The following is a 20,373-nucleotide window of genomic DNA, read 5'->3' on the forward strand; positions in this document are numbered from 1 at the left end:
ATTGAGAGGGAAGGGGTGAGTGCATTAAAAAATGCTTTGGTACTCACCTAATTCAACTTGAATCGATTTAATGCGTGTGTAATGTGCGAGTGTAGTCAAGCCATTTTCACGACCCACACCAGATTGCTTATAACCGCCAACTGGCATTTCTGCAGGAGATTCACCCCAAGTATTGATCCAGCAAATTCCTGCTTCGATTTGGTGAATAATACGGTGTGCTCGGGTGATGTCTTGAGTCACAACACCCGCTGCAAGACCAAAAGTCGTGTCGTTAGCACGGCGAATGACTTCTTCCTCGGTGTCATAACTGAGAATGCTCATCACAGGTCCGAAAATTTCTTCTTCAACAATGCGCATATCATCTTGACAGTGACTAAAAACAGTCGGTAATACATAAGCCCCTTTGGCTAAATCACCTTCAGTCGCACGCCCACCACCGATAAGCAGTTTTGCACCTTGTTGTTTGCCTGACTCAATGAAAGACAATACCTTTTCCATATGTGGAAAGCTGGTGAGCGGACCAAAGTTGGTGTTTTCTGACATTGGATCGCCAATCCGAATTCGCTTAACACGTTCAACAATCGCTTTTTCAAAGTCAGCGAGTAAAGATTTAGGCACAAAGACGCGTGTACCATTGGTACATACCTGTCCTGAGCTAAAAAAGTTCGCCATGATGGCAATGTCGGCGGCACGGTCTAGATTGGCATCATCGCAAATGATCAATGGTGATTTACCACCGAGTTCCATTGTGACTTCTTTAAGGGTTGAACCTGCTGCACTGGCCATGACTTTCTTGCCTGTTTCTACACCACCTGTAAAAGAAATTTTTTCAATCACAGGGTGTTCAGTCAGCCATTGTCCAATTTCACGACCTGCACCTTGTACAACGTTAAATACGCCATCTGGCAGACCTGCTTCCGTATAGATTTCTGCAAGTTTAAATGCTGTAAGCGGGGTAGTTTCACTTGGTTTGAAAATCATGGCATTTCCCGCTGCAAGGGCAGGAGCAGATTTCCAAAGTGCAATTTGAATTGGATAGTTCCAAGCACCAATGCCTGCAACCACACCCAATGGTTCACGACGGGTATAAAAAAAGCTGGAATCACGAAGGGGAACTTGTTCACCTTGAATCGCAGTGGCAAGTCCTGCGTAATATTCTAAAACATCAGCCCCTGTGACAATATCAACAGTTGACGTTTCGCTATAGGCTTTACCTGTATCCAGTGTTTCTAAGTGCGCTAACTGGTCATTACGCTCACGAAGAATATCTACAGCACGGCGTAAAATACGTGAACGTTCCATCGCCGTCATGGCTGCCCAAATTTTCTGACCTTGTCGTGCGCTTTGAACAGCTGTTTCAATATCTTGTTGTGATGCTTGCTGAAGTGTTGCAATCACCTCACCATTGGCAGGGTTAATACTATTAAATGTTTTACCACTGGTCGCGGCAACATAGCGACCATGGATATACAATTGATGAACTTGTGAATCACTCATTCTGTCTCTCCTGCAAAGGTTTTTGCGCAAATTGCAATTGCGTTTTTACATAATCATAAGCAATGGATCGTGCCAGTTCACTGTCAAATTCATCATGACTGACTAAACTGCCACGTAACCATAATCCGTCAATCAAAGCTGCCAATCCACGCGCAGCAATACTTGCCTGTTCTTTGTCCAACAACTTGAGGAAATGAAACTTCAAGTTTGAATATAGACGTTGGTCGTTAATTTGTTGCAAGCGTCCCAATTCAGGGAGATGCATACTTGCAGACCAAAAGTCTAACCAGATACGCATCGCTTGTTTATTGACCTGGCTGATATCAAAGTTGGAATCAATAATTGCCTTAATCTGGCTTTCTGGATGCGTATCTGCTTCAGCTTTATTCTGGTCGGTTTTTCGACGCAAAACGTTGAGCATTTCTTGCATACAGGTATTGATTAATCCTTGTTTATCACCAAAATAGTGACTGACTATACCTGTTGATAATTCAGCTTTTTTTGCAATTTGTGCAATGGTTGTATTGGACAATCCCACTTCATAAATCACATGAAATGCGGCATTGATAATTTCTTCACGTCGCACATGCTCTGGTTTTACTCTACGCTTTGTCATGCTTTTCCATTCGCCCTAAACAGGGTTTTTATCTAACATTTCTCGATGTAGAGCATCATAACATTTTAATCATACTTTTTATTGATTGAACGTTCAATCAATAAAAAGTATAATCTGCAAAAATCAATAATTCTTTGATGGGCAATATAAGATCTAAATGGCTAAATCAAGTTCGTTGAAGGTTGGTGTGCTAAGTCGAAAAAAGTGCCTATCATCTTGTTTTTAAAGAAAATACACCGTTTGCAAGGAGCAAGAGCATGGTGTCAAAAAGTCATGAAGGATCCGAATCCGAACATGTTCGATTAAATTTATTTGTATTTGGTAGTTCAGCAGTCAGTATCGGTATTTTTGGGTTATTATTTGTGTTATTTCCTGAAAAAAGCCAATTTTGGCTGACCTATGTACAAGAGCAAGCCAACCAGCTATTTGGTTGGTACTATATGTTGGTGATCGTCGGCTGCATCGGTTTCGTTGCTTGGTTAGCTTTTTCAAGGTTTGGTCAAATTCCTTTAGGTAAAGATGACGATAAGCCTGAGTTTGGCTATCTGGCTTGGGTTTCCATGTTGTTCTCTGCAGGTATTGGGATCGCCTTACTCTATTATGGTGTTGCTGAACCAGTTGATCATTTCCTACGACCGCCAGAAGGTGAGGGTGGAACCATTCAAGCAGCACGTGATGCCATGATGTATAGCTTTTTACATTGGGGCATTCATGGTTGGGTGCTCTATGCCTTATTGGGTGTGACTCTGGGCTATTTTGCCTTCCGCCTAGACTTACCTTTAGCACTACGCTCAGCACTGTATCCAATTTTTGGTCAAAAGATCTATGGTTTGATTGGTGACTGTGTTGACGGCTTTGGTATTTTAGCTACAGTCATTTCTTTGGTCACCAATTTAGGGATTGGTGCATTGGTTCTGGTCTCAGGAATTAGTTATTTACTCCCAGAAATTCCCAATAATAATATTACCTTGATTAGTGTGGTCTTGGTGATGATGGTTGTTGCAACGATTACCACGGTAGTTGGTATTGAAAAAGGTTTAGCTTGGCTTTCAAGGATTAATTTACGTTTACTCTATGCTTTATTGCTTTTTGTATTTTTAACAGGACCCACCAATCATTTGTTGAATGGTCTGGTACAAAATATTGGTGATTATCTTAATCATTTTGTCGTTAAAAGTTTTGATGTGTATTTATACAATCAAAAAGCCAGTGCGTGGTTAGGTTCGTGGACAGTGTTTTACTGGGCATGGTGGATTGCTTGGGCGCCATTTGTAGGAATGTTTATTGCCCGAATTTCAAAAGGTCGTACAATTCGCGAAGTGGTATTGGGTGTATGTCTGATTCCTCTTGGTTTTACACTGGCTTGGCTTTCTATCTTTGGAAATACTGCGATTGATTTGATTTTGAATCAAAAGCAAAAAATCCTAGGGGATATGGTGTTAACTGATCCTGCTTTGTCTTTGTTTAAATTATTAGAATATTTACCTTTCAATCCTTATGTGGCTGGTATTGTCGTGGTGATCTGTTTTGTCCTATTTTTGACTCCAGTAGGTTCAGGGACATTGATGATTGCGAATTTATCTACCAAAGGTGGAAGTAGTGAAAGCGACTCACCGATCTGGTTACGAATTTTCTGGTCAGTGGTGATTACATTGGTCAGTGTTGGTCTGTTGTTGGCAGGGAGCTTCCATTCCATGCAAAGCGCCGTAGTACTCTGTGGATTGCCATTCTCTGTAATTATTTTGTTGTATATGTTTGGTATGAGAAAGGCGTTGTTACAGGATCATTTTAAACCTCAACCACCAATTTCACAGCAAGCACCCCAGCAAGAGCATTCAAGTCAAGACCCATCTTGATTGTGTAAATCCAGATACACCCATTCTGAAATATGTAATCTACTTATATTCAGAATGGGAAAATTGATATCTAGATAAATAATTTACTTGATGAATTTGACAGTATCTTTTATCTGTGAACAGTATGACACCTTAGTCTTGGTGGTCGTGTTCAATTCAATATCTATCATTCATTGATAAGACTGACACAAATCGAAATTTTTCTCAAAATACAAGGTTGTAAAAGTGCCTTATTGATATGATGCAAGTTTTCAAAAATGGCATCATTTAGATCAATGTTGTGAACAACAAGAAACACCCAGAAGCGAAAAGCAAGCTAAGGACGATACGTTTAAACTGAATTTCAGAAATTTTGTAAAACATTTGTGCACCCATCATTGCTGGAATACTCACTGCAATAATAATCAGTGCAAAATAAGGTAAATGTAAGCGTTGAATCGTCCCTTGGTAGAGATAGATCAATAGGGTAAATAACTGAATGGCAAAATTAAAGTGTCTCAGAATATAGCGCTGTTGGGCTTTAGGTAGGTTTTTAAGCATCACCCATGCAGAAGGTGCTGCACCACAAAAACCACCTAATCCACCTAAAACTCCACCTACAAAGCCGATGCAAATGTCAGCGATTTTTCCTAATGCTTGAATGCGTGGGAATTCAGGTGCAAAAAGCATGATTGGACACCAAAGCATGAGAAACAGCCCGAGTATAATTTTAAAACTATTGCCATCAATCAAGTGTAAAAGGTAAGTTCCTAATGGAACACCGATGAGTCCTGCAATCAGATAGGGCAATACCAAAGAAAAAGAAAAGTCATGTTTTTGCTCTCGCCCCAGTGCGATGAGATGACTCCATAGAGAAGCAAAGACCACCAACGGTGCTGCCAGTTGAGGTGGTAATACCCAAACCCAAAAAGACATCGCAATTAAAGCAAAGGCAAAACCTGTTAAACCTTGCACAAAGCCTGCAATCATGGCACCGAGAATGAAAATAAACCAAGTCATTTTTTAGTGTGTTATATCGAGCTGGAAAAGGGGCATGGTATTCCGACCAAAAGGATGGGATCAAGCACTCGATTCTAAAAGAAATGAATGAATGGCTTCATCATTTATTTAGATTAAAATTGAGATTCAAATCGTCATTCTTGCATTGAATTTCAGCCAATAAAAAAGCCCCTAACTTTAGAGGCTCAATATTCATTTTATGTCTAAATAATAAGTGAATTAATCATTATTAGGTTTTAATGATTGGGTTAAACCATTGATATCACCACCTTTGATGCCTAACTCATTCATTAAACTATCAATTAACGGTGCTTGAGAGCGATAACGAAGTGCGCTGTTGACGACTTGATCAGAAAGCGCAACTTGAGTTTGTTCACCTGATTCTGAGCTTCCAGTCGAGCCAGCAACACCGCCTAAACCATTGACTTGGAGAATCTTAATATCATCAATATTTTCCATCGGTTTAACACTTTCACGAATGATTTCAGGTAGGTATTTCAATAACGCTAAACGAATTTGCATTTCAACTTGTTCAGTTGAAAGGACATTATTGGCTTCGTTCACTGCACGCGTACCCTCAGCATCCACTTGATATTGTTTCTCTTGAGCGGCTGCAAGTAGCATTTTTGCATCAGCCTCACCTTTGGCTTTTAATCGAACCTTTTCTGCTTCCGCTTGTGCTGCAATACGTACAGCTTCTGCATCATCTACTGCCGCTTGTTTTGATGCTTCTGCTGCAACAGTAATGGCAATCGCATCTGTTTCAGCAACTTGTTTCGCAGCAACCAACTCAACTGCTTTTAAACGCTCAGCTCGCTGAGTTTCTCGAACTGTGGTCACTTCTTCTTCCGCTTTTACCGCTTGTGCACGCGCTTGATCTGCTAAGGCTTTTGCTTCAGATTCTGCGCGTGATTTTTCAGCAATCGCGATGGCACGGTCTTGTTCAGCCAGTTCAATGGTTTTCTTCTGTTCTACTTGGGCTTTTTGAATCAACTGTGCTTTTTGAATATTTTCATTTTCAACATCTCGTGCTGAAGCAATCCGTTTGATTTCAACTTCACGTTCAGCGGCAATACGCGCCTCTTCGGCTTCTCGTTTTTTTGCCGCTTCTTGGGTCGCGATTTCAGCAGACTGTTCAGCTTTACGAATGGCAATTTCACGTTCTTGTTGCATTTTTGCATATTCTTCTTCGCGAAGGATTTGCAAACGCGCTTGTTCAGCTTCTAAGTTTTTGGCTTTGATTGCCAGATCATTGTCCTGTTCGATGTCATTTCGTTTTTTACGACGGTCTTCAATGGTTTCGGTTAATTTGGTTAAACCTTCAGCATCGAAAGCATTTTGTGGATTAAAATATTCAAAACTGGTTTGGTCCAAACCTGTCAAAGAAACAGTTTCAAGTTCTAAACCATTTTTAAATAAATCTTCTGAAACCACTTGTTGAACTTTTTGGACAAAATCAACCCGCTTTTCATGTAACTCTTCCATTGCCATTTCAGCTGCAACTGCACGAAGTGAGTCCACAAATTTACCTTCAACCAAGTCTTTTAGTTCTTGCGGTGACATGGTTTTTTTACCCAGCGTTTGGGCTGCCGTAGCAATTGATTCTGCGGTAGGTTTTACACGAACATAGAATTCCGCCATCACATCTACCCGCATGCGATCTCGAGTAATCAATGCTTGATCTGTCGCACGTTTAACTTCAAGTCGTAGTGTATTCATATTGACAGGAATCACTTCATGTAAAACAGGAAGTACAATTGCACCGCCATTCAAAATGACCTTTTCACCACCAAAACCAGTACGAACAAAGGAAACTTCTTTACTCGAACGTTTATATAAACGGGCAATGATCACGCCAATAATGATCAGTGCTGCGAGCACAATGCCCGCTAAAACCAGTATTTGATATAAATTTGAATTCAACATTTTATTATGCCTTCGTTTGTTATTAAAAAATTAATCAAGAATTGCTTGAAAACCTACTTTTGTTCGCTGGGTGAGAATTACCGATTGACCCTGTGAAAAGACTTGGTCTAATTCAGGTTCAACCAAAATATAATGTGTTTGTCCAAATTGATCGATGACTTTGGCTTGAGCAGGGTAGTTCTGCTTTGCTTCGCCTAAAACAATCTGAGCTGTACGACCAATCAACTCGTCACTATGAATGGCAGTGGTTTCATCTTGGGGTAAAATTTTAGAGATCAGGGCTGCACAGAGACGGACTATGGGCATACATAAAAAAAGACTGGCTGGTGCAATTACCCAAATTGAAAAATAATGTTCTGTAAAGTGATAGAAAATTGTTTGAACAATAAAGCCAAATAGGGCATAAACAGTCAAAAAAATAATCAACCAAACTAAGACAGGAACTCGTCCCAAATAGAGCCAATCTAAAAGTTTTACAAAAAAACCATGTTCTGTATGCAGATCAATATCTGGATGATGGGCTTCTAGAAGCTGATCAGGAACAAATTGGTCTAAAAAACCTTGGCTACTCGAACCAATAATGAGAAGCAAACACTCCACCAGTCCCAACAACAACATGAGGCAAAGACTTACGCTAAAAACTAAGTTAGATGAGTGTGTAAATAATTCCCACATATTGTTTTGCTCAAAATTATTGTTAAAAAATTTTTATAGATCGTATTTTAAATTTGAACTAATCCTACAATTATCATCAATTAATTCAATTAATAAATAAATAAAGTCTATCGGTTTTGTCGAAATATTGCAACTAAATATTTTTTGATTTTAATTAAAATCAATATCTTATCATTTTTAATAGTGGAAAAGTTGTTTGAAAATGATTGCTTGCATTTTGTTCAATGATTCCTTATAACTGTTGAAGTTAACAGACGGAACTGTAGACAAAAAAATACGCAATGATTGGGGTGATCATTGCGTAGAACAACGAATCTGCTTTCACAGTTCGGTTAAGGAGAAATGTTATGAATTTTGGGGAAGATTCATAACTTAAGTAGATAGTAGACGGTTCTGTCTGTTAATTCATTGGTATTCACGTAAACAAGTGTTAAATCTCGTAAATAAGGTTAAAATGTGAACAGTATCAATGAAAGAAACTTAATTTTAATCTATGTTTTTTATAGAGATTTTTAAGTTATATTGCATAAACAAACAATCTAAGCATATACAGTATTTTTTAACGAATGATAAATACACGGTTTGAAAAAATTAGATTTTGGCTATTTTTTAGCATCTTAAAAAGCATTTATCAGTGCTAGTTTGAGCGATGTTATGAATGTTTTGATGAAATGAACTGCGTTGGCTCGCTTTATTTATTGGTGATTGCTTAGTTTTAATTAAAATCACGTCAAATTGTCGTATTGAAGTGATAAAAATAATTAAATTTCTAAAAAATTATTTTTGACGATAAGCTTCGATTTACATGACAAACAATCCATGTTCCAAATTTACTTTAATCTTCGACTCAAATGTATGAGCGAGTCCAATTTAATGTATAAATAAAACGGCTATATATGATCATCATAAAACATGATGGCTGAGTGTATGCGCCGTTTTGAATTGAATTTGGTATGTCATTTTTCTTGCATTTGTAGTGTTTTTTTTCATAATAAGCTTTCTTATATTTGTGCGCTTTTTATCATGTCAGCATTAGAAATTTTTGCCGTTATTATTAGTGTGATTGGTGTTGGTTTGACAATAAAGCGTAATATGTGGTGTTGGTTATTTAATTTTTTTGCATTTGTCTTATACGCTTATCTATTTTTTACCTTTAAATTATATGGTGAAACCATTTTACAGCTATTTTTTATGCTGGTGAATTTTTATGGTTTTTATCACTGGTTTAAAGGTAAACAGCAAGATCATGAAATTCGAATTGAGCCCATTGCGATAAGTACTGTGTTTATTCAAATGTTGATTGCTGCTTTAGGTGGGCTTTTATTCGGTTTGTCATTGCATTATTTTACTGATGCAGCTTTGCCGATGCTAGACTCACAGCTTGCAGCATTTAGTTTATTGGCGACCTATTGGACCAGTCGCAAACACATTGCGACTTGGGTACTGTGGGTATTTGTTGATATTGTCTATGTGGCGATGTTTCTTTACAAAGATTTATTTTTGACTGCAGGTTTATATGCAGCATTTGTGGCTATGGCGGCATTTGGATGGTGGCAATGGGAACAAGTGAAAAAGAAACAATTGAGTCAGTTGTATAATGAAATCTAGTGGATATAAAGGTCGAGCATGCTGATTGACTTTGTTCAAATACACAAACAGAAATTTGAAGATCTGGCACAAAATATTGTAGATAGACCTGAAAAGTATCTTGATTTTGATTCAGTATCCGATTTTTATAAAGCTCAATGGCTCAATGATTTTCCTCAAGGAACGACATGGACTGTATCTGGTCTTGATGATGGTGCAGAAGACTTTTGTATTCATATTGAATATAAAAATCATTTTTTATCGATCGATGTGCAAGGTGTGCAAAAATTAACCAAGGTTCGTTATACAATTAGAGAATAATCGCTCAATGATTCAGATGCTTCATTTCGTTCATACAATTGTCATGTTTGCTGTCTATATTGATCATGTTGGGTAATTTTTAATCATATTTCAATAAAAAAATTTTGAGCGCTGAACTTTTCTCAAAGAGAAATCAACCTTCAAAAGTAAAAAATAATTGAATCACCAAATCTTTTAACCATCTGTATAAAAGCATAAATTTTATTGGATGTGATTGATATTAAAACACATATTTGTTTAATCAGACAGTTTGATGATATGTTCTCGATACATCCTAATTTTTGATTTTGATACTCGTGTTATAATTCAAAAAAACACAAGACACAAAAATTAAAAAATTAAATTTTATAACTTAAATAAATACAGTAATTTTGAATATTTTTTTTTATTTATTTTAAAATAAAATACAGCTATAAGTATATGTATGTAAATATTTTTTAAAAAATAAACTTGTCGTTGTTTTGAATTTTATTTACTGTAATTATATATTATTATTGAACTCAAAGTTCTTTTTGTTTTGGTTTGTTTAAATAAATACAATGAGTTAAATTTATCTAATGGTTTAAATGAATGCTATCCAATGTGTGAAATCAAAACAAACCAACTTATTTCATTCAATTTAGTCTTGCTATTAAAATAAATAGAATTAAGAAATGGTACTATTTAAAAAAATGACTTACTTTGATTTTTCTAAGTGTTATATTTTAATCATCGATATGAAAAATAAAAATAGAGAGTAATTCACTATTTTTGACGGGTGAATGGTAATATGAAGCAAAAAAATAGAGGGGTAATACATTCCTCCGCTGAAGTTTTTATACACGACAACATGATCATGAATTGGAGTAATTATAAAAAGTGCAGCTTGGTCCTATTACTTGGTGGTATAGATGTTTTGTTATGGATCATATGGTGGTATTTCAGTGAAGCAAAAGTAGATATACAACCTTGGATTAATCAAGCCTTTTATCCAACGTATATTCGGATGTTGTCTCTTGCCACAATTGGTTTTTTTGTGCTCATTTTTCTGATTCGATCTTTAAAAAAAATTTCTATTTTTGAAAAAATTATTCCTTATATAACGATTGTATATTTTGGCACTATTTTTATTTATGGTGCTTATTGTATAGGTATCTTTAGTCCAGCTTCGACTGCTGGTTTTGTCAGCTTGATTACGGTTGGTTTGGTGTTGTTTGAACGGCGGGTTGTTTATTTAACAGTTATTCCAATTAGTTGTTTTATGTTGATTTGTATTGTATTGAGTCTTACCGGTCAGATTAGATATGCCCCGATTTTCAGTGAAGAACTGCTGGTAATGCCGTTGTATCGCAATGCATTTTGGGTATATTGCATGTTGTATTTTTATATTCCAATTTTCTTTGCAAGTTTAGTTTTGTTTGAGGTTCTTCTTACACAGTGGCGTAAACGCGAAAAAATGATTGAGCAAGTGAGTATTATTGATCCTTTAACTGGCATTTTTAATCGCCGTAAAATCAGTGAAAATATTGATATGCTCAAACAACAACAAAGCTCTTTTGCGATTGTGTTGTTAGACCTTGATTATTTTAAAGATATTAATGATAAATATGGTCACGATATAGGCGATATCGTTTTACAACAAGTTGCTGGGATATTGACTGAAAATATCCATGAAGAGGATATTGTTGGACGCTTTGGTGGTGAGGAATTTATCATTTTGACCAGAGGTGGTCAGCTCGCCAAAGCCATTGATATCGCTGAGCGATGCCGTAAAGCAATTGAGAAAGAAGTGATTTTACTGGATACTCAACGCAAAATTAGCATTACTGCAAGTTTTGGCGTTGCAGCCTCAATCAATCCTTTTGGAATTACCAAAGAAGAAATTATTCGTCAGGCAGATCAAGCGTTATATTTGGCAAAAAAGAATGGGCGCAATCAAGTTCGTCATTTCTTGGAAATTAAAATTACCCATTCAATGGAATCTAAACAAGTGATTTAGGGGCTGTGGACATTTCATAAATGGCTTGCGTTGTAGGTTAAAATTGAGCAGGTAAGGCATGAAATGAAGAGAATAGCGAGACTATTTTTAAGTTTCATAACGTAGCCTGAGATAATTTTAGCCACAACCCTGAGCAAGAACAAAGCACTGCTTTGTTTGCAGCGCAAGGCGCAGCGGGGACTAGTGTGTTTTTTGTCGCTTCGTCGTTCCGAACTACTCATTTAGAATGACTAAATTTCGTATTTCGCGCCTAGAATCGCCTAAAAAACACACCTAGTCGCAAACATAGACGAATTGTCCACAGACCCTAATGTATTTCAAATTTTTTTCGGTAAATTAAGCTGGTCAGTAGGGTGAAGCAACACAACACGACAATATAGTACATTGCACCAATATCACTATATAAACTGAGCCATTGTACTAATGGGAGCGTTAATCCACCTGCGATGGCATAAGCAACGTTATAAGAAAAAGAAATTCCTGAAAAACGAATTTGTGCAGGAAACATTTTTACCATGCTATAAGAAACTATACCTACCGTACCTGAAAATAAACCCAATAGCATATAGAGGCTAAAAATGGTGGATGGAGTTACATGCCCCAAACTGTTGTAAAAAATAGCTGAAATAACAGCGACACACAGTGAACCCCAGAACATAATACGACCTGCACCAAAGCGATCAGCCAATGTTCCTGCAATCACACAACCCAACATCTGCATTAAGATTGCAGCACTTTGCATTTGAAATGCATCTGTACGTTGAAAAGCAAAAGTCCCCGTGAGTAAATTAGGCATCGCTAAAATAATGACCACGACACAACCCGTTAAAAACCAAGTAAACAGCATTCCTATCAAAACCGCTGACTTATGGGAGCTTAAGACTTGTTTGATTGGTAGCGCTTTAGAGAGTTCTTTACGTGCTTGCATGGCTTTAAACACAGGTGTTTCTTTGAGATAGCTTCTTAGATATAAAGCAATTAATCCAAATATTCCGCCCAAAATAAAGGGAATACGCCAAGCCCAAGCGTGAATTTCTGTTTCATTAAATTTGAGTGAAATCAATAATGATGTTAGTGATCCCAATAAAATTCCTAACGATAAGCCTGCTGTGAGTAGACCATTGGCAAAGCCAATTTTCTTTTCAGGGACATGTTCTGAAACAAAAGTCCATGCTGCTGGAATTTCACCACCGATGGCAATCCCTTGTACCACACGCATAAGCAGTAATAATAGCGGAGCGGCAAGACCTATATCAGTATAGGTTGGCATGAGACCAATCATTAAGGTTGGCAGTGCCATTAATAAAATAGATAGACTAAAGAGACGCTTACGCCCTACCAAATCCCCAAAATGTGCCATGACAATTCCGCCCAAAGGACGGAAGAAATACCCAGCCGCAAAAATTCCATAGGTGTTCAACATCGCCCAAAAAGGACTCAGTGTGCTGGGGAAAAATAGTTCAGCAATGATTTTTGCGTAGAATACATAAATCACAAAATCATAAAATTCGAGTGCACCACCCAAAGAGGAGAGACCAAGCGTGCGTTTATCTTCCTGATTAAGATTTGTTTTTTCATCCATGTTGTAATATCTAAAAATAGTCGAAAATAAAATTTTAATAAACAATTTTTTCCTTGAATAATCAATCTTTATTTTGATCGTGTCAAAAAATTATTATGGGTGTCTGATGATTTATGTCTTCGCTTATGAAAGCTTTAGGAAAAAAGATGCCACTATATGCGAATAAACCATGGGATGAGGCTAAGAATCATTCCAATAGCGCTGATCAACAGATTATTTTCAATGAAATAGGGAAAAATCATTAAAGCGATACCACAGATGAAGGGCACGATCATTTTTTGTTTTTTTCCATAAATAAAATAACCTAATCCAATCGAACTAAAAATCAAACCGAGAAATAAGGTGGTACTATTCATTGGTACAATCTCATGAGTGAGTGACTGTTATTTACAAGATCATGATTAAAATTGAATTAAAGAAACAGTTTTAAATTTGATATTTGAACAATAAGAGTTGAGCACAAAAAGTGAATTGCTTGTATGGAATTATTCAATTGCGATTGAATCGCTAAATGTTAAAATCAAGGCATTGAACGATATGCTGATAAATCAGATAAGACCATGAGTATCATTTTACCCATCGCCCAACGTGGTGAAGATATTTTAAAATTAATTGCAGCCCCTGTTGCTGACACTGAGTTTTCAAGTACTTGGTTGGAAGAACTTGCCAAAGCACTAAAGACAACGATGTTGGAGCGAAATGGAGTCGGGATTGCAGCACCGCAAGTTTATATTTCTAAGCGTGTGATTATCGTCGCTTCACGATCTAATCCTCGTTATCCTGATGCGCCTGAAATGGATGCCATCACCATGGTCAATCCTGAAATCATTGAGCAATCAGTACAAGCTGTATTGGGAGAAGAAGGTTGTTTGAGCGTACCTGATGAACGTGGGCAAGTGGCTCGGGCTGAACAGATTACAGTGCAGTTTTTTAGTTTAAACGGTCAGAAAGTGATTCAGACCTTTCATGGTTTTCCTGCTCGAATTGTTCAGCATGAAATTGACCATTTAAATGGTGTGCTTTTCCTCGAGCGAATTTAATTTAGCAACTGGGCAAAAGCTATCTTGAGTAAACATATCGCCCAGTTTCCAAAGAATACACTTTAACTAGACTTTGCTCTTTGTAAAGCATCATTCCATAAGCTTAAATGATACTCACGTTGATCATTGCTCATATTCGGCTCAAAAGCTCGATCTAACTGCCAAGATTCTGAAATTTCATTTAGATTAGTAAATACATTGGTTTTAAGACCTGCCATAGCTGCCGCTCCCCATGCGGTAGACTCCAAAAGCTTTGGACGTAATACAGGGACATTTAAAATGTCAGCTTGAAATTGCATCAGCATATCATTTTGGCTTGCTCCACCATCTACACGGAGTTCTTTTAAAGGCTGAGAAATATCCGACTGCATTGCTGTAAGGACGTCGGAAACTTGAAATGCGATAGATTCCAAAGCTGCTCTGGCAATATGTGACTTATTGGTTCCGCGTGACATGCCGCAGAGTAATGCACGCGCATCACTGTCCCAATGCGGTGCCCCCAAACCTGTAAATGCAGGTACAAGCACAACACCATCAGTCGTGTTGACTTGGCATGCCAACTTTTCGACTTCAGCACTGTTTTTGATAATGCCTAAACCATCTCGCAACCATTGCACGATTGCTCCAGCCATAAACACACTGCCTTCAAGGGCATAGTTCGACTGGTTTTGACAGTTCCATGCTAAGGTCGTGAGCAGTTTATTTTGACTATACTGAATTTCGTTTCCTGTGTTGAATAGCATAAAGCAGCCCGTGCCATAGGTATTTTTTGCTGTACCTACTTCAAAACAAGATTGACCAAATAGCGCAGATTGTTGATCACCTAATACACCGCAAATTGGAATTTCAGCACCCAATAACCCTGTCGCAGTATTGGCAATATAACAGTCTGATTGAATAATTTGAGGAAGCACACTTGGGGGAATATTAAATATTTCTAAGAGTTCTTGGTCCCATTGCTGAGTTTTTAAATCCATCAACATGGTACGAGACGCATTACTGGCTTCGATCACATGTTCTGAGCCTTGGGTTAAATTCCAGATCAGCCAACTGTCAATTGTTCCAAAAGCAACATGGTTTTGCTCAGCCAGTTGTCTTAATCCTTCAACATTGTCCAATAGCCAAACCAATTTTCCTGCACTGAAATAAGGATCAATTCTTAATCCTGTTTTTTTGTGAATTTTTTCAGATAAATTTTGCTGGCTCAATTGATTACACCAGTCAGTCGCACGTCGATCTTGCCAAACAATAGCAGGGGCAAGTGGCTTTCCATTTCTTTTGTCCCATACAACGGTTGTTTCGCGTTGATTGGTTAAGCCGAGGGCTTTGATGTCTTTGGCAAGTAATCTGGCAGAGGCAATCGCTTGTTGAACCACGGCAATTTGTGTGGTCCATATTTCCATCGCATCTTGTTCTACCCATCCCGAATGCGGCGTTTTGATTTGGATTTCACGTTGTGCTGAAGCATATACTTTTCCATGCTCATCAAAGATGATTGCACGGCTAGAGGTCGTTCCTTGATCAAGTGAGAGTAAATAGCTCATCTTTTTTATATTTGTCCCTTGAAAAATACTGATAGTAGCGCAATTATAGGACTAGGCGCATCATTTAGAATAAATGTCGTGAATTATCTGCTTAATTTACAACATTTATGTTATGATGAGTTTGTTATCTGGGGATGTTATTGGCTTCGACGCTGATGATGAAGCTCATAGATGCATGCCGAGAGCGCATTTTCTCTCGTAAATAAAATTTGCATATTTTAGTCGCAAACGACGAATCTTACGCTCTAGCTGCCTAAGGGCAGTTTGTCCGCTTCACTGAATACTTGTGGTCAGTGAACCCGACCGAAGCGCACGCACACAAGTCCGTATAAAGTCAAGCCTCGGGGCTTTGTACTAAATTTAGAGGATCGCGTTTTGTACCCTGTTCGTCGGGTCACTTAGCGTTAAAATAATTGACGATATATAAGCATGTAGTATTCTCGAGTGTAGTGTTGGCGGACGCGGGTTCAACTCCCGCCATCTCCACCAAATTTGCAAATCATGATCTATCACAAACTTAAATGATGAATCATAAAACTTAATAAAGCCTTGAAATTTAACACTTTCAGGGCTTTTTAATGCCTAAATTACTATCACTAACATCATTTGAGAATAACGTACTATCAAGATATGATGTTACACAGGAGTGACACACGTGTAACAGGTGCTAAATGCTTTTAGATTCACAAGTAAAAATCTAAAAGCAAAAGAACAATAATATTCTCTTGATGATGAGGGCTTATCTATTGATTTCTACAGTAAGCTTCTTTATCAATTCTATTAGTCTTATTATCATAATCACCTCTACACAAGTACTAAAGATCAAAAAGGTTTCAATGACTCTGTTTCATTCATTCCGTTTATCTTGAATTAAGCTTCTCCAATCTATCTTTGAACCCGTATGTTAATAGGGTGTTGTGATTTGTTTCATATTGTTTTTGACTTTGTAGGTTCTGTTATACTCAGGTTGCAAATCTTTCCTCGAAAGGGGAAGTAATAAAAGTGTCTCAGCAATTTGATTACTCATTTTTTGGTCTGTAGTGATTAGTATCGTCTTTATCTGACAGTTGTTAATAGCAAGCTTCGGCTTACAAAGGGCAGTGATGCGCTTTGGTTTATTATTCTCCATCATCATTTTGCTGTTTATGTTTGGCTTAGCCAATACACTCAAATAGGATAAATTTAATCCTTTAGCAATGCGAGTGATCACGAAATTAACTCAGTTATCACATCATTACATCACTGAAAAATCAGAAACATTTAAATTGAGTAAATAACTTTTGTTTTTCATTTTCTATTCAGATATTTATTTTCATTGATTAAGCGATGGAAAGATGTAGATGAATATTTTCTTCTTCTCTAACTTCCTGAGGATTGTATGGCAACAGATAATCCAAGAGCAGTTGATGATGCTGCATTAGCAAATAAAGACCATTTAAATCGTGTGGTCTTTTATATTTCAGCGCTACTTATTTTAACATTTGCACTTGTTACGATTTTATTTAACGACTTTGCCAATCATTTATTGAATGTCGTGTTGGCTTGGGTTAGTGATAAATTCAGCTGGTACTATTTATTAGCTGCAACATTGTACTTAGTCTTTGTGATTTTTATCGCTTTCTCACGTTATGGCGATATCAAACTTGGTCCAAAGCATTCGAAACCTGAGTTTAGTCTATTAAGTTGGTCTGCGATGCTGTTCGCTGCTGGAATTGGGACCGACTTAATGTTCTTCTCGGTTGCAGAACCGTTATCGCATTATATGAATCCACCCGTAGGTGAAGGACAGACTTATGAAGCTGCACGTCAGGGCATGGTTTGGACATTATTCCACTATGGCTTAACAGGGTGGGGAATGTACGCCTTGGTGGGGATGGCATTGGGATATTTTAGTTACCGCTATAATTTGCCATTAACGATTCGTTCTGCACTATATCCAATCTTTGGTAAAAAAATTGATGGTCCTATTGGGCATACGGTTGATATTGCTGCTGTGATCGGAACGATCTTTGGTATTGCTACCACCTGTGGTATTGCAGTAGTTCAGATTAATTATGGTCTACATGTGCTGTTGGATATACCAGAGAATCTCTGGATTCAGATTGCGTTGATTTTAGTTGCTGTGATTGTGACTATTATTTCAGTCACCGCTGGTGTAAATAAAGGCATCAAGGTTTTGTCTGAAATTAATATCTATGCCGCAATTGGCTTGATGCTGTTCGTATTGTTCCTTGGGAATACCGAATTTCTGCTCAATGCACTGGTACAAAACTTTGGTGATTATATTAGTCGCTTCCCGAGTTTAGCTTTAGAAAGTTTTGCCTTTGATCGACCAAAAGACTGGATGAATAGCTGGACCTTGTTCTTCTGGGCATGGTGGGTAGCTTGGTCTCCATTTGTCGGATTATTTCTGGCGAGGATTTCTCGCGGTCGTACAATCCGTGAATTCGTTTGTGGAACTTTGATCATTCCTCTGTTGTTCACTATCACATGGTTGTCTATTTTCGGTAATAGTGCCTTACATAGTGTGATCTTTGATGGTAATAGCACACTGGCACAAACCGTATTAACCAATCCTGCACATGGCTTTTATGACTTACTTGCTCAGTATCCAGGCTTTGCCTTTATTGCCAGTATTGCCACCATTACAGGTTTACTTTTCTACGTGACTTCAGCAGATTCAGGCGCTTTGGTACTCGGGAACTTCACGACCAAATTTTCTAGTGTTGATCATGATGCCCCACGTTGGTTGCGTATCTTCTGGGCTACTGCAATTGGCTTACTGACGGTAGCCATGCTTATGGCGAACGGAATCACCGCCTTGCAAAGTGCAACAGTCATTATGGGATTACCCTTCAGTTTTGTCATGTTGTTAGTGATGGCAGGTTTGTATAAATCCTTGCGCTTGGAAGATTATCGTAAAGCGAGTCGTAGTCCAAATGCAGCACCTGTAGTAGGGAATGTTGATATTCTAAACTGGAAGCAACGTTTGTCTCGTGTCATGTTTCATCCTGGTAGTCGTGAAACACTGAGTATGCTCGATAGCGTGTGTAAACCTGCGGTTCAGACGGTTGCAGATGAGTTGGTTAAACGTGGCATGAGTATCGAAGTAACGCAAGGAGAGGTCGAAGATAGTGATACCTTGTATCATCTTGATTTAACCATCTACATCGAAGAAGAGTTTAATTTTATTTATCAGATCTGGCCTGTGCGTTATATCACACCGACCTTTAGTGAGCGTGGTAAACGCGGTATGCAATATTACTATCGTTTAGAAACTTTCTTGTACGAAGGTTCGCAGGACAATGACTTGGTCGGATACACCAAAGAGCAGGTGATTAATGATATTTTAGATAAGTACGAACGTCATATGACCTTTTTACATATCAATCGAATTAGCCCCGGAAATCGTCCTTTGTATCCTGACTCACAAGACTAATGTTTTGATATAAAACTCCCTCGATTAAGTATGTTCTACTTAAGGGGGGAGTTCATTATGGGATATTTTTTATAGCTTCAGCCATTAATTTTGTGATTAAAGGGAAATTTTACCTTGAAATGATAATTCTCAATAGGATTAATATTTAGAGGGGCTGTGCTAGATCTAGATAATTTTTAAATTCTGGTCAAAAATATTCATACTTTCATAAAATGAAAGTTAAGTTTCCATAATCAATGTTCTAATGTTCTTTTGATCCACCTAATCTACTTCTATACCTTTAATAAGTTGTGGAGTCGTAAATGGAAGGGAAGATTGCTTTAGAAGAACATTTTGCAATTCAAGAGACACTTGGTGATTCAGAACGATTCTTTGTACCAGATGTTTGGAAAACGAAGCGGAGTCAATTACTAGATATAACCGGAGAACGTTTACGCCGTATGGATGAAACGGGTATTGAATACTCAATCATTTCTTTAAATGCACCTGCGATTCAAGCGATACCAGATCCGAAAAGAGCTGTTGAAGTTGCAGAAATAGCAAATGACACTTTAGCTGAATTAATCGCTAAACATCCCGATCGCTTTGGGGCTTTTGCTGCATTACCATTACAAGATCCAGAAGCAGCGACAAAAGAACTCAATCGCTGCATAACAGAACTTGATTTTGCGGGCGCTCTAGTAAATGGTTTCTCAAATTTAAATAACGATGAAACAGCAAAATATTATGATGCTGAAGAATATTTAGAATTTTGGAGTGAGGTTGCTAAACTCGATGTACCATTCTATTTACATCCGCGTAATCCACTTTTAAGTCAGCAATTGGGCATCAAAGATCATCCTTGGTTAATGGGTCCTGCATGGTCATTCTCAGTTGAAACAGGTGTACATGCACTACGTTTAATTGGTTCGGGTTTATTTGATAAGTATCCAAATATTAATATTATTTTAGGACATCTAGGCGAGTTAATTCAAAATAATATTTGGCGTACATCGCATTGGGCTTCAGCGAATGGTCGTAATCCACTCGGTGTAAAAGCAGAAAAACCATTTATTGATTATTTCCGTAAGAATTTTTATTTAACAACAAGTGGTAACTTCCGCACAATTACCATGAAAAATGCAATTGATGAAATTGGATCGGATCGCGTTTTATTCTCAAGTGATTATCCATTTGAAGATATGGAAGAAGCGACACATTGGTTTGATCATGCCGAAATTGGGGAGAATGATCGAGAAAAAATAGGCCGTCATAATGCACACAAATTATTCAAGTTAAGCATTTAAAGTAGTTCAAGCCAATAACAACGATTG

The 20,373-nt window shown here is 37.7% G+C and carries 15 protein-coding genes, 1 other RNA gene and 1 pseudogene; 9 read left to right on the plus strand and 8 right to left on the minus strand.

The window, feature by feature from the left end:
* Positions 1 to 24: 24 nt before the first annotated feature.
* Positions 25 to 1,497 carry a betaine-aldehyde dehydrogenase gene (gene betB, locus TOL5_RS04690; RefSeq protein WP_009585876.1) on the minus strand — a complete coding sequence of 491 codons (1,473 nt, stop codon included), beginning with the start codon at positions 1,495 to 1,497 and terminating at the stop codon, positions 25 to 27.
* On the minus strand, positions 1,490 to 2,113 hold the full coding sequence (gene betI / locus TOL5_RS04695) for a transcriptional regulator BetI (protein ID WP_121774154.1): 624 nt from the start codon (positions 2,111 to 2,113) through the stop codon (positions 1,490 to 1,492). The genes betB and betI overlap by 8 nt, the downstream gene beginning before the upstream one ends.
* 257 nt (positions 2,114 to 2,370) lie before the next feature.
* Here betI and TOL5_RS04700 point away from each other — a divergent pair, with 257 nt between their 5' ends.
* The gene (locus TOL5_RS04700) at positions 2,371 to 3,969 is read left to right on the plus strand and encodes a BCCT family transporter (RefSeq protein ID WP_009585981.1); all 1,599 of its coding nucleotides are present in this window, start codon (positions 2,371 to 2,373) and stop codon (positions 3,967 to 3,969) included.
* Between the two features lie 267 nt (positions 3,970 to 4,236).
* Here the strand turns inward: TOL5_RS04700 and TOL5_RS04705 are convergent, their stop codons facing one another.
* The 3 genes from TOL5_RS04705 to TOL5_RS04715 form a co-directional block, all read right to left on the minus strand.
* Positions 4,237 to 4,968, minus strand: coding sequence for a sulfite exporter TauE/SafE family protein (locus tag TOL5_RS04705; protein ID WP_121774155.1), 732 nt, complete (start codon positions 4,966 to 4,968; stop codon positions 4,237 to 4,239).
* A 219-nt stretch (positions 4,969 to 5,187) separates the two neighbouring features.
* The gene (locus tag TOL5_RS04710; protein WP_004829766.1) at positions 5,188 to 6,894 is read right to left on the minus strand and encodes a flotillin family protein; all 1,707 of its coding nucleotides are present in this window, start codon (positions 6,892 to 6,894) and stop codon (positions 5,188 to 5,190) included.
* Positions 6,895 to 6,924: 30 nt separating this feature from the next.
* Entirely contained in the window at positions 6,925 to 7,569 is a 645-nt protein-coding gene (locus TOL5_RS04715) for a YqiJ family protein (protein WP_046760583.1), read from the minus strand.
* Between the two features lie 1,023 nt (positions 7,570 to 8,592).
* Between TOL5_RS04715 and pnuC the strand changes: the two genes are divergently transcribed.
* The 3 genes from pnuC (at position 8,593) to TOL5_RS04730 (ending at position 11,455) form a co-directional block, all read left to right on the plus strand.
* Positions 8,593 to 9,177 (plus strand): nicotinamide riboside transporter PnuC, encoded by a 585-nt coding sequence (gene pnuC / locus TOL5_RS04720; protein WP_121774157.1) that lies wholly within the window; start codon positions 8,593 to 8,595, stop codon positions 9,175 to 9,177.
* 18 nt (positions 9,178 to 9,195) lie between these two features.
* The gene (locus TOL5_RS04725) at positions 9,196 to 9,477 is read left to right on the plus strand and encodes a hypothetical protein (RefSeq protein WP_121774156.1); all 282 of its coding nucleotides are present in this window, start codon (positions 9,196 to 9,198) and stop codon (positions 9,475 to 9,477) included.
* 835 nt (positions 9,478 to 10,312) lie between these two features.
* Complete coding sequence (locus tag TOL5_RS04730; protein ID WP_052455966.1) at positions 10,313 to 11,455, plus strand: GGDEF domain-containing protein; 1,143 nt, start codon at positions 10,313 to 10,315, stop codon at positions 11,453 to 11,455.
* A 307-nt stretch (positions 11,456 to 11,762) separates the two neighbouring features.
* On the opposite strand, the gene TOL5_RS04735 is transcribed toward TOL5_RS04730, so the two are convergent.
* Both TOL5_RS04735 and TOL5_RS22395 read right to left on the minus strand, forming a co-directional pair.
* Positions 11,763 to 13,037, minus strand: a complete 1,275-nt coding sequence (locus TOL5_RS04735; RefSeq protein ID WP_199934837.1) for an MFS transporter — start codon at positions 13,035 to 13,037, stop codon at positions 11,763 to 11,765.
* A 152-nt stretch (positions 13,038 to 13,189) separates the two neighbouring features.
* Positions 13,190 to 13,393, minus strand: a complete 204-nt coding sequence (locus TOL5_RS22395; RefSeq protein ID WP_005033343.1) for a hypothetical protein — start codon at positions 13,391 to 13,393, stop codon at positions 13,190 to 13,192.
* 204 nt (positions 13,394 to 13,597) lie between these two features.
* On the opposite strand from TOL5_RS22395, the gene def reads away from it, so the two are divergent.
* On the plus strand, positions 13,598 to 14,077 hold the full coding sequence (def, locus tag TOL5_RS04740; RefSeq protein WP_121775609.1) for a peptide deformylase: 480 nt from the start codon (positions 13,598 to 13,600) through the stop codon (positions 14,075 to 14,077).
* Positions 14,078 to 14,139: 62 nt separating this feature from the next.
* Here the strand turns inward: def and glpK are convergent, their stop codons facing one another.
* Positions 14,140 to 15,621 carry a glycerol kinase GlpK gene (gene glpK, locus TOL5_RS04745; protein WP_121775610.1) on the minus strand — a complete coding sequence of 494 codons (1,482 nt, stop codon included), beginning with the start codon at positions 15,619 to 15,621 and terminating at the stop codon, positions 14,140 to 14,142.
* A 130-nt stretch (positions 15,622 to 15,751) separates the two neighbouring features.
* Between glpK and ssrA the strand changes: the two genes are divergently transcribed.
* The 4 genes and pseudogenes from ssrA (at position 15,752) to TOL5_RS04760 (ending at position 20,346) form a co-directional block, all read left to right on the plus strand.
* Positions 15,752 to 16,110: a transfer-messenger RNA gene (ssrA, locus tag TOL5_RS04750) on the plus strand.
* Between the two features lie 425 nt (positions 16,111 to 16,535).
* A pseudogene (locus tag TOL5_RS22690) lies at positions 16,536 to 16,793 on the plus strand (BCCT family transporter); the annotation flags it as partial.
* A 206-nt stretch (positions 16,794 to 16,999) separates the two neighbouring features.
* Entirely contained in the window at positions 17,000 to 19,060 is a 2,061-nt protein-coding gene (locus TOL5_RS04755; protein WP_042088184.1) for a choline transporter, read from the plus strand.
* Between the two features lie 302 nt (positions 19,061 to 19,362).
* The gene (locus tag TOL5_RS04760; protein WP_121775611.1) at positions 19,363 to 20,346 is read left to right on the plus strand and encodes an amidohydrolase family protein; all 984 of its coding nucleotides are present in this window, start codon (positions 19,363 to 19,365) and stop codon (positions 20,344 to 20,346) included.
* Positions 20,347 to 20,373 lie beyond the last annotated feature (27 nt).

This window comes from Acinetobacter sp. Tol 5 (assembly GCF_019702905.1).
In the GTDB taxonomy this organism is placed as follows: Bacteria; Pseudomonadota; Gammaproteobacteria; order Pseudomonadales; family Moraxellaceae; genus Acinetobacter; species Acinetobacter bereziniae.

Excerpts from the sequence above, each read along its gene's own strand:
- betB (WP_009585876.1), bottom strand. The coding sequence starts at position 1,497 with ATGAGTGATTCACAAGTTCATCAATTGTATATCCATGGTCGCTATGTT.
- betI (WP_121774154.1), bottom strand. The coding sequence starts at position 2,113 with ATGACAAAGCGTAGAGTAAAACCAGAGCATGTGCGACGTGAAGAAATT.
- TOL5_RS04700 (WP_009585981.1), top strand. The coding sequence starts at position 2,371 with ATGGTGTCAAAAAGTCATGAAGGATCCGAATCCGAACATGTTCGATTA.
- TOL5_RS04705 (WP_121774155.1), bottom strand. The coding sequence starts at position 4,968 with ATGACTTGGTTTATTTTCATTCTCGGTGCCATGATTGCAGGCTTTGTG.
- TOL5_RS04710 (WP_004829766.1), bottom strand. The coding sequence starts at position 6,894 with ATGTTGAATTCAAATTTATATCAAATACTGGTTTTAGCGGGCATTGTG.
- TOL5_RS04715 (WP_046760583.1), bottom strand. The coding sequence starts at position 7,569 with ATGTGGGAATTATTTACACACTCATCTAACTTAGTTTTTAGCGTAAGT.
- pnuC (WP_121774157.1), top strand. The coding sequence starts at position 8,593 with ATGTCAGCATTAGAAATTTTTGCCGTTATTATTAGTGTGATTGGTGTT.
- TOL5_RS04725 (WP_121774156.1), top strand. The coding sequence starts at position 9,196 with ATGCTGATTGACTTTGTTCAAATACACAAACAGAAATTTGAAGATCTG.
- TOL5_RS04730 (WP_052455966.1), top strand. The coding sequence starts at position 10,313 with ATGAATTGGAGTAATTATAAAAAGTGCAGCTTGGTCCTATTACTTGGT.
- TOL5_RS04735 (WP_199934837.1), bottom strand. The coding sequence starts at position 13,037 with ATGGATGAAAAAACAAATCTTAATCAGGAAGATAAACGCACGCTTGGT.
- TOL5_RS22395 (WP_005033343.1), bottom strand. The coding sequence starts at position 13,393 with ATGAATAGTACCACCTTATTTCTCGGTTTGATTTTTAGTTCGATTGGA.
- def (WP_121775609.1), top strand. The coding sequence starts at position 13,598 with ATGAGTATCATTTTACCCATCGCCCAACGTGGTGAAGATATTTTAAAA.
- glpK (WP_121775610.1), bottom strand. The coding sequence starts at position 15,621 with ATGAGCTATTTACTCTCACTTGATCAAGGAACGACCTCTAGCCGTGCA.
- TOL5_RS04755 (WP_042088184.1), top strand. The coding sequence starts at position 17,000 with ATGGCAACAGATAATCCAAGAGCAGTTGATGATGCTGCATTAGCAAAT.
- TOL5_RS04760 (WP_121775611.1), top strand. The coding sequence starts at position 19,363 with ATGGAAGGGAAGATTGCTTTAGAAGAACATTTTGCAATTCAAGAGACA.